The following is a 5,278-nucleotide window of genomic DNA, read 5'->3' on the forward strand; positions in this document are numbered from 1 at the left end:
CGCTGCGCCGCCCGCCCTCGGGCACGCCGACGCCGTCGTCCGTCACGGTCAGCGCCACCCGCCCGGCCAGCGCGCGCAGCGTCACCTCGACCCGGGACGCCCCGGCGTGCCGGGCGGCGTTGCTGAGCGCCTCGGCGAGGACCGCGACCACGTGCCCGGCCAGCTCCTGCGGCACGTCGGTGTCCAGCAGGCCCTCCATGCTCAGCCGGGGCGCGAAGCCGAGCGGCCCCTGGGCCTCGGTGACCACCCGGGTGGCCCGGGCGCGCAGGCCGCGGTCCGGCTCGCTGTGGGCGCGCAGGCCGAAGATGGTCGAGCGGATGATCTTGATGGTCTCGTCCAGGTCGGCCACCGCCCGGGCCACCCGGTCCGCCGCGGCCTGGCTCTCGATCAGCCGGCCCGCGCTCTGCAGCGTCATCCCGGTCGCGAACAGCCGCTGGATCGCCAGGTCGTGCAGATCCCGGGCGATCCGGTCACGATCCTCCAGCAGGTTCAACTGCTCGGCGTCGCGCCGCCGTTCGGCCAGCTCCAGGGCCAGCGCGGCCTGGTCGGCGAAGCCCAGCAGCGGGCCCGTCTCCTCCGGCCCGAAGGCCGGCTGCCCCTGTGCCCGGGCCAGCAGCAGCACGCCCCGCCCGTACCCGGCACCGGTGCCCAGCGGCACGGCCACCGCCGCGCCCAGCCCGTCGAAGCGGCCCGCCGGACCGGCCGGGAAACGGGTGTCGGAGGCCAGCTCGTCACTGGTGGCCGGCGAACCGGAGGCGTACGCGGCGCCGGACAGCGTGCCGTCCACCGGCACCGTCACCCCCAGCCGCGCGGAGGGATCGGCGCCGAGCGCGACCTCCACCGTCAGCTCCTCGGCCCGCTCCTCCGGGCCGGCCAGCGCCACCGAGACGTCCGCCAGCTCGGCACCGGAGATCTCCCGGGCCCGGCGGGCGATCAGCTCGACCACCTCCAGCCGCGGCGCCCCCGACAGCAGGCTTCGGGTGATCTCGGTGCTCGCCCGCAGCCAGCGCTGGCGCAGCTGCGCCTCCTCGTACAGCCGGGCGTTGTCGATCGCCACCCCGGCCGCGACCGCCAGGGTCGAGATCACCGCCTCGTCGTCCTCGTCGAAGTCCAGCCCGCCGCGCTTGTCGGTCAGGTAGAGGTTGCCGAACACCTCGCCGTGCACCCGCACCGGCACCCCCAGGAAGGTGTGCATCGGCGGGTGGTTCGCCGGGAAGCCGGCCGAGGCCGGGTGGTCGGACAGCACCGGGCAGCGCAGCGGCCGCGGCTCGCGGATCAGCTCGCCCAGGATGCCCCGGCCCGACGGCGGCGGGCCGATCTCGGCGATCTCCTCCTCGCTCAGGCCCACCGTCAGGAACTGCGACAGGGTGTGCCCGTCCGGCCCGATCACCCCGAGCGCCCCGTACCGGGCGTCCACCAGGTCGGCGGCGGCCTCCACGATCCGGTGCAGCGCCTGCGCCAGGTCCAGCTCACGCCCGACCGCCAGCACCGCCTCCAACAGGCTGTGCACCCGGTTCTGCGTGCCGCGCGCCGCGTCGATCCGCCACTGGAGCTCCTCCAGCAGCTCGTCCAGGCGCAGCCGTGGCATCCGCGCGCCGCCACCCGCCGCGCCGCCGTCCGCTCCGCCCACCGCTGTCCTCCTCGTCGTCCTGCCCTGACCAGCCCGTCCACCGTCCGGACGCACCCCGCCCACCGTCCGGACGGCCCCCGCCGCCCGACCCGACTCGGGTGCCGTCCGACCAGCGGGATTGCCGTGTTCAAGGTAGTGCCCCGGTGTCGGTGGCCGGGACGGCGGGGTCGGCCGTAGGCTCCGTCGGGCGGGCCTTTCGGCCCGTCGCCGAGGGTCCTGCGGCCTCTGCCGCCGGGCCGTGTGCGGGTGCCAGGGTGGGGGAGGAGCGGACGGGGCGTCAGAGCGCACCGCGGCCCGCGCCGAACCGCCGAGCGTCGACAGCGTGTCGACAGTGTGGAGGAAGAGACATGACGTCAACCGTGCTGGCCGGGGTCGACGGGTCGCCGCAGAGCACCGCGGCCGTTCACTGGGCCGCCGCCGAGGCGGTGCGCCGGGGCGCCTCGCTGCGCCTGGTGCACGCCTGGCCGTGGCTGACCGACGGGGTGTCCTCCTTCGCGGAGTCGGACGACCTGCCCGAGGCCGTCCGCCGCACCCTGGCCGAGGCCGCCGAGGACGTCCGCGGCCTGCACCCGGAGCTGACCGTGGAGACCGACGCCGTCCTGGACGCGCCGGTGGACGGTCTGCTGGCCGCCGCCGCGGAGGCGGAGCTGCTGGTGCTCGGCTCGCGCGGCCGCGGCGGCTTCACCGGGCTGCTGCTGGGCTCGGTCAGCATCTCGGTGGCCGGGCGCAGCACCGTGCCGCTGGTCGTGGTGCGCGAGGCCGGAACGGCGGGCGAGAGCGGCAAGGGCGAGGTGGTGGTCGGCGTGGACGCCCACACCCCGGAGCCGGAGGTGCTCGACTTCGCCTTCCGCGCGGCGGCCCTGCGCGGCGCCCGGGTCCGGGCGGTGCACGGCTGGGACCTGCCGCCGGTGTTCGGCTACGCGGGCGGCGCCGTCCCGGCCGCCGAGCTCGGCCAGCTGGAGGCGTTGGAGGCCGAGCTGCTCTCGCTCGCCCTGGCCGGACCGCGCGAGCGGTACCCGGACGTCGAGGTGGTCGAGGACGTGCAGCTCGGGGCCGCCCGCGCCCTGGTCGAGGCCTCCGCGGGCGCCGCGCTGGTCGTGGTCGGCCGGGGCCGCCGCCCGATCGAGTTCGGCCCCCGGCTCGGCCGGGTCGCGCACGCCGTCCTGCACCACGCCGAGGCTCCCGTCGCGGTCGTCCCGCACGGGTGACGGACGCCCGTCCGGTGGATCCGCCCCCGTCCCGATCCACCGGACGGGCCTGTGCCCGCGACGGCCCCCGGCCCGGCCGTCGTGAGGACGGGCCCAAGGGCCCTGTCGTCCGCGCGGCCGGGCGCGCACGCTCGGAAGCAGCGGGACCTCCGGGCCCGTCCTGACCCCGCGGTTGATGCCGAAGCCCAGCGGCTGAAGGAGTGGATCGCCATGACGCTCGACCCGGCTCTCACCCAGATGCTCAGCGCGGCCGACCTGCGCCTGCTCGCCGCCGCCGGCGGCGCGGCGCCGTCGCTGCACAACAGCCAGCCCTGGCGCTTCGTGCCGACGCCGGACGGGCGCGGGCTCGCCGTGTACGCCGACACCGATCGTTCCGTACCGCTGGCCGACCCGGCCGGCGCCGCCGTGCACATCGCGGTCGGCGCGGCCGTGTTCAACCTGCGGGTGGCGGCCGGGCGGCTGGACCGGGAACCGCTGGTCCGGTTGCTGCCGGACGTCGCCGAGCCCGGGCTGCTCGCCGTGCTGGACCTCTCCCGCCCGGCCGTCGCGGAGGCGCCCTTCGGTCGCGACCTCTACCCCGCCATCGCCGCCCGTCACTCCAGCCGCGAGCCCTTCACCCAGCGCGACGTGCCCGAGGCGGTGATCGGCGAGCTGATGGCCGCCGCCCGGGAGGAGGGCGTCACCCTGGCCGCGCTGGAGGAGGAGGGCGTACGGCGGGTGCAGCAGCTCACCGCCGACGCCGAGCGCCGCAACGCCGCCGACCCGGCCAGGGCCGCCGAGTCCCGCGCCTGGCTGCGGCCCGACGACGGCACCGCCGAGGACGGCATCCCGCGGTCGGCGCTCGGCCCGCAGGACCACGACGCCCGGGTGCCGATGCGCGAGTTCGGCGGCCGCCCGCCGGAGGCCCCCGAGCAGCCGCCCTCGCAGCGCTTCGAGGCACTGCCCCAGCTGTGCACCCTCAGCACCCGCGGCGACGGCCCGCCGGACTGGCTGCGCACCGGGCAGGCGCTGGAGCGGGTCTGGCTGCTGGCCACGCTGCACGGCGTCCGGCTCACCGTCTGGCACCAGGCGATCGAGTGGCCGGACACCCGCTGGGCGCTGCGCGACCCGGCCGCCGGGCCGGGCCACGTCCAGCTGGTCCTGCGGGCCGGCTACGGCCCGCCCGGGGCGGCCACCCCGCGCCGGGCGGTCGAGGAGACGCTCGGGGAGCGGCCTTCCTGAGCCGATGAGGTCAGGGCGTGTTCCGCGGATCCTTCCGGTCCGCGGGACACGCCCTGACGTTTTCAGCGCGCCCGTTCAGCGCGGCCGTTCAGCCGCCGGCAGCACCTGGGCGGCGAGCCGCAGCGGTGGGCTGTGCCGGAAGGTGAGGGTGAACTCCACCCACTGGCCGGCCCGCAGCGGCGGCGGGTCGGCGATCATCAGGTCCGCGTCCTCCGGGGTCATCCGCAGCTCGCCGCGGCCCGGCACCGGCAGCGCCGGGGCCGGCTCCCAGCGGCCCGCCGCGCCCTGGTGCAGGTGCCGCTTCAGGGTGATCCGGCCGCCGAACTCCCAGCTGGCGCCGGTCAGTTCGTCCGGTATGTCGCCCGGGTTGCGGATCGTGAAGAAGGCCGCCGTGGCGGAGGCCGCGCCGGCCGTCGGCAGCAGCACCCAGCCCGGCCCGGCCTCCACCGGGCGGTCGCGGCCGGCCCCGCCGAACGCCGTCCAGCCGGTGAGCAGGACCAGGGCCAGCGCCGCCGCGCCGACCGGAGGGCCGACCGCCCCGAGACGCTTCCAGGCCTTCACCGTCGTCCTCCCTTGCGCCGTCCCCGTCCCTGCCCCTGTCCCTGGCCCCTGCGCTGTCCCCGCCCCGGTTCCCAGGTGCGCAGCCGCAGGCTGTTGCCCACCACGAGCAGCGAGCTGAGCGACATGGCGACCGCCGCCAGCATCGGGTTGAGCAGTCCGACCGCCGCCAGCGGGATCAGCACCAGGTTGTAGCCGAAGGCCCAGAGCAGGTTGGCCCGGATGGTCGCCAGGGTCTGCCGGGCCAGCCGTACGGCGTCCACCACCGCCTCGATGTCGCCGCGCACCAGGGTCAGCCCGGCCGCGCCGATCGCGGCGTCGCTGCCGGAGGCCAGCGCCACCCCGAGGTCCGCCGAGGCCAGTGCCACCGCGTCGTTGACGCCGTCGCCGACCACCGCGACCGTCCGTCCGGCGGCGCGCAGTTCGGCCACCACCTCGGCCTTGCGCTCGGGGGAGGCCGAGGAGTGCACCCGCTCGATGCCCAGCTCGGCGGCCACCGCCCGGGCGGCGCCGGGGCCGTCCCCGGTCAGCAGTACGGTCTCCAGGCCCAGCCCGCGCAGCCGGTGCAGGGCCCGCCAGCTCCCCGAGCGCACCGTGTCGCCGACCGCCAGGACGGCCGCCGGCCGCTCGTCCAGCTCGACCACGACGGCCGTGCGGCCCG

5 protein-coding genes are annotated in these 5,278 nt (G+C 77.3%); 2 read left to right on the top strand and 3 right to left on the bottom strand.

Annotated features, from left to right (window positions below; all coding sequences use genetic code 11):
* Positions 1-1,588: GAF domain-containing protein (locus AE652_RS34615; protein WP_049658913.1), on the bottom strand; the 1,588-nt coding region annotated here is incomplete at its 3' end.
* 389 nt (positions 1,589-1,977) lie between these two features.
* On the opposite strand from AE652_RS34615, the gene AE652_RS34620 reads away from it, so the two are divergent.
* Positions 1,978-2,838, top strand: a complete 861-nt coding sequence (locus tag AE652_RS34620; RefSeq protein WP_049658908.1) for a universal stress protein — start codon at positions 1,978-1,980, stop codon at positions 2,836-2,838.
* 210 nt (positions 2,839-3,048) lie between these two features.
* Positions 3,049-4,059, top strand: a complete 1,011-nt coding sequence (locus tag AE652_RS34625; protein WP_049658910.1) for a hypothetical protein — start codon at positions 3,049-3,051, stop codon at positions 4,057-4,059.
* 75 nt (positions 4,060-4,134) lie between these two features.
* Here AE652_RS34625 and AE652_RS34630 read toward each other — a convergent pair whose 3' ends face one another.
* Both AE652_RS34630 and AE652_RS34635 read right to left on the bottom strand, forming a co-directional pair.
* Positions 4,135-4,620 (bottom strand): copper chaperone PCu(A)C, encoded by a 486-nt coding sequence (locus AE652_RS34630; RefSeq protein ID WP_049658911.1) that lies wholly within the window; start codon positions 4,618-4,620, stop codon positions 4,135-4,137.
* Positions 4,617-5,278, bottom strand: a 662-nt coding sequence (locus AE652_RS34635; protein WP_159028640.1) for an HAD-IC family P-type ATPase, incomplete at its 5' end; no start/stop codon positions are given. The genes AE652_RS34635 and AE652_RS34630, both read right to left, overlap by 4 nt.

It is taken from the genome of Kitasatospora sp. MY 5-36, from assembly GCF_001182915.1.
GTDB lineage: Bacteria > Actinomycetota > Actinomycetes > Streptomycetales > Streptomycetaceae > Kitasatospora.